Here is a 2,684-nt window from a genome sequence, read left to right as displayed (position 1 = left end):
CCCGGATAGAACGCACCGCCAACGGCCTAGAAGCCATCTGCAAGCACAGGCGGGTACCCATCGGGCACGTCGATGGAAAACGGTACATTACGGCCACAGGCGAGCAGTACGAACTGGTCGAGACCTCGCGGATCATAGGTACGGAGCACCCCGCGATAGATGATCCGGACATTTACCGAGCGCTGCTCGATGCGATCCAGGACGCCGCAGAACAGGGCGACACAGCGCGCCATACGGCGCTGGTCAGGCGGGCAAGCGTATCGATCTTCATGCCCTGCCCTGTGTGCGACGACTCGTTTAGCCAGCGCGACGACTGCCAGGAGTGCGCCGGACGAGGGTTCGTGACGGAGACGCCGGAGCGGTTTAGGTGGCGGAGTTAGCGAACCGGCCGAGCTGGGACGCCGTTCTCTGGCCTGCCACCGGCCCGCCTGCTACCCTCGCGCGCCTCACTAGAACGGATGTCTTCATGCGCCACCTCCTCGCCTTTCTGCTTCTCGCCGCCCCCCTGCCAGCAGCTGCTGAAACGATCGATTGCCGGGTTGTCGGGATCAGCGATGGAGACACATTCACCTGCCTGACCTCAGCAAAACAGCAGGTCAAGGTTCGGATGGCTGAAATCGATACGCCCGAGAAGGCGCAGCCCTATGGGACACGAGCAAGGCAAGCTCTCTCTGACCTGATCTTCGGCAAAAACGTGACACTCAATGTTCAGGACCGTGACCGCTACGGCCGGACGGTTGCCCGCGTCCATGTTGGCAGCACTGACGTGAACGCAGAAATGGTTCGCACCGGAGCAGCGTGGGCGTATCGCGACTATCTCAAAGACAAGTCACTGCTGAATCTCGAAACCACCGCCAAACATTTCAAGCGCGGCCTGTGGTCGCTGCCCCTGGCTGAGCAGCAAGCGCCTTGGGACTGGCGGAAGGCAAAGCGCACCGGCAGGAATCAACAAACCGCAGCCGTACAGCCTTCGCTGAGTTCATCGGCGAGCTTCAGCTGCAGCGTGACCAAGTCATGCAGGCAAATGAGCGGGTGCGCTGAGGCCCGCTTCCAGCTTCGCCAGTGCGGCAACCCGCGCATCGATGGTGACGGGGACGGGACGCCTTGCGAGGCTATCTGCCGCTGATTTCAACGCGCGGCGCCATTCGCAACACTCCGCGCCCAATCCTGCAAAGCCGACAGCTTCACGGCGCAGGCGTCAGCGGCTCCGGTGATGGCGACAATACGTCCAGCATCTGCTGGGTGAATGTCGGCGCGCTGGGCTCCATCATCCACGCGGCCGGTTCCGGTGGAGGCGGACACGCTACCTGCCGAGGCTGGACAACTGGCGCGGACTGACAGCCGGCGAGAGCCATCAGCCACAGCAGCAGACAGCCGCTCAATTTCTTGCTGTGCATGGCGTAGCTCTCCGTATCGTTGTTGGTCCATGGCACTGATGCGATTCTGCAGGGCTTGTTGCTCGCCGGCCAGCACCACCAGTTTCTGTGCATGTTCGCTGCTAATAGCCTCTCGATAGGCAGCATGTTCTGCTTTCAGGTCTGAAATGATCGCCGCCGCCCACCAGCCCCGCACCACCATTCCGGCACCAAATGCCAGAGCCAGCACGACGCCGGCAGCGATCAGCTTGTACTGCTTGAATAGGGCAATCATGCAAGCGCTCCCCCTGCCTTCGAGTACGCCGCCAGCAGATTGCCGACCTTGTGCTCGTGCTGCCCGTAGCCGGCGCCAGGCAATGACGCCCACCGGCTGCGGCACTTGTGGATGGCCTCAGCAATGCGCCCCGCCTTGATGTCATCCAGCGCCCTGCATTCGCGGATCAGCTGCAGCGCGATCCGATCCTGATTCTCGGGGGTGAACCCACCGACCAGGCCGAGCTGCTTGCGGTAGTGGTCCCAGTAGCGCGACAGGATTTGATACCGGCCGGCTGCGGTGGACTTGATGCCAAGCGATGGCAGACTGATCAGGCGGCGCGGATGGTCGGCGTAGGACTCGAACAGCCCACCCCCGACAACAACGTCGTACCCGTCATCCTTCGTCGCCTGACGCCCGTTATCTGTGCCCTCTGACCACGCAATGAGATCCAGAAAGGCACACACGTTCGCGCCGCCCGCTTGGGCAGCTGAAATTCTAGGCATGGGGAATTCCTTGGGCGTAAAAAAGCCCCGACTGGCGGGGCTAAGCGTTGTAGCGGGATGCCCCGCCAATCCTGACGCCAGCAAACATTAGGTAAGCGCGCCACCGAGCAATGCCGGAGGACCGCAGCGCATTGAGGAACACCCGATCGGCGTCGGCACGGCTGATGCTGGGCGTGCTGTACAGCCAGTCATGCAGCACCGCCGCAGCGTGGCCGTACTGGCCGAGCAGCGCGAAGGTGAGCGGCCAGCGCGGCACCGAGGCGAAGTCCGTGATGAAGCCGGCCGGCACCTCGATCAATCCGTGGTCAGGATCCAGATATGAAAAAGGCGCCAACAGGCGCCATGTTTTGCGGTCCGGCTGGAGTTCAGCCTGCAGCGGGTTCGGGAACCGGCTCATTGGGCCAACCCTCATTGAGCATTGCGGCGGTGAATGTTCCGTTTGCCAGCGCTTCCAGCAGATCGGCTTCGCGGTCGAACGCAGCCTGGACATGAGCGCGCACAGTCGTAGCCATAGCGATGATCTGCTGCCCCTCCAGATCGATGAAGCCG

The 2,684-nt window shown here is 62.5% G+C and carries 4 protein-coding genes and 2 pseudogenes; 2 read left to right on the top strand and 4 right to left on the bottom strand.

The genetic code is table 11. The features are described from left to right. Nucleotides 1-380: pseudogene (locus MCB86_RS17660) on the top strand (hypothetical protein); the annotation flags it as partial. A gap of 86 nt (nucleotides 381-466) precedes the next feature. After that, a complete protein-coding gene (locus tag MCB86_RS17655) occupies nucleotides 467-1,126 on the top strand; it encodes a thermonuclease family protein (RefSeq protein WP_239611687.1) in 660 nt (219 codons plus the stop codon). A 2-nt stretch (nucleotides 1,127-1,128) separates the two neighbouring features. Here the strand turns inward: MCB86_RS17655 and MCB86_RS17650 are convergent, their stop codons facing one another. From MCB86_RS17650 to MCB86_RS17635, 4 genes and pseudogenes are all read right to left on the bottom strand, one after another. Further along, a complete protein-coding gene (locus MCB86_RS17650; protein ID WP_239611686.1) occupies nucleotides 1,129-1,650 on the bottom strand; it encodes a lysis system i-spanin subunit Rz in 522 nt (173 codons plus the stop codon). Continuing rightward, on the bottom strand, nucleotides 1,647-2,135 hold the full coding sequence (locus MCB86_RS17645) for a glycoside hydrolase family 104 protein (protein WP_239611684.1): 489 nt from the start codon (nucleotides 2,133-2,135) through the stop codon (nucleotides 1,647-1,649). Before MCB86_RS17645 ends, MCB86_RS17650 begins: the two co-directional genes overlap by 4 nt. Before the next feature lie 40 nt (nucleotides 2,136-2,175). Next, nucleotides 2,176-2,532 (bottom strand): DUF1353 domain-containing protein, encoded by a 357-nt coding sequence (locus MCB86_RS17640; RefSeq protein ID WP_239611683.1) that lies wholly within the window; start codon nucleotides 2,530-2,532, stop codon nucleotides 2,176-2,178. Then, a pseudogene (locus MCB86_RS17635) lies at nucleotides 2,501-2,684 on the bottom strand (DUF4376 domain-containing protein); the annotation flags it as partial. The gene MCB86_RS17640 and the pseudogene MCB86_RS17635, both read right to left, overlap by 32 nt.

It is taken from the genome of Pseudomonas sp. KSR10 (assembly GCF_022355455.1).
GTDB lineage: Bacteria > Pseudomonadota > Gammaproteobacteria > Pseudomonadales > Pseudomonadaceae > Stutzerimonas > Stutzerimonas stutzeri_E.
This window is presented reverse-complemented; position numbering and strand designations above follow the sequence as displayed.

Coding starts and splice junctions, on each gene's coding strand:
- MCB86_RS17655 (WP_239611687.1), top strand. CDS start 467: ATGCGCCACCTCCTCGCCTTTCTGCTTCTCGCCGCCCCCCTGCCAGCA.
- MCB86_RS17650 (WP_239611686.1), bottom strand. CDS start 1,650: ATGATTGCCCTATTCAAGCAGTACAAGCTGATCGCTGCCGGCGTCGTG.
- MCB86_RS17645 (WP_239611684.1), bottom strand. CDS start 2,135: ATGCCTAGAATTTCAGCTGCCCAAGCGGGCGGCGCGAACGTGTGTGCC.
- MCB86_RS17640 (WP_239611683.1), bottom strand. CDS start 2,532: ATGAGCCGGTTCCCGAACCCGCTGCAGGCTGAACTCCAGCCGGACCGC.